Genomic DNA, 534 nt, shown 5'->3' on the forward strand with positions numbered 1-534 from the left:
CACAAACGCCTGCCAGCGATCACTGTGCGCCTTGACCGTGCCGTAATGCCCGTCGCCAAATAGATCTTTTAGCGCCTGCGGTCCGGCGTAACTCAGTTGTCGCCCATAGCCAAAATTGCGCCCATTTCGCCTGCCCACCAGTGCCATGATCGAACTCCTCTCGAAGCCAAAACGTTTAAACCTTCCTCACGTCATCCCGCCACGAATGTTGAGTGTTATCAGGGATCAAGGCCCCTGCGACCTGTGAGGGTTGTCCACTAACGCGGGACTGGCGGCTCTTTACGACCGGGAGCTTGGGCATCTCATGATCTGGCCTCCTGAACACCTCCGAAGAGGTGGGCGGGTGGAGGCTGCGCTGGCTGACGAAACCGGCGCCGCGAGATCCTGAGTCGGGTGAAGGCAGTGATGCGATGATCGGGGCATGCCTGACTGTCAGTCAGGTGCAGTCCATTCCCTGGGCTGGGGCACCATCATCTGCATCGCTGTTGCTGGTGACTTCGGTGTTTGTCACGCTGATTGTCACGAGGAGGAATG

1 pseudogene is annotated in these 534 nt (G+C 58.6%); it reads right to left on the bottom strand.

Annotated features, from left to right (window positions below):
* Positions 1-147 (bottom strand): annotated as a pseudogene (locus OQK_RS30915) (integrase domain-containing protein); the annotation flags it as partial.
* Positions 148-534 lie beyond the last annotated feature (387 nt).

It is taken from the genome of Pseudomonas sp. R62, assembly GCF_000257605.1.
In the GTDB taxonomy this organism is placed as follows: Bacteria; Pseudomonadota; Gammaproteobacteria; order Pseudomonadales; family Pseudomonadaceae; genus Aquipseudomonas; species Aquipseudomonas atacamensis.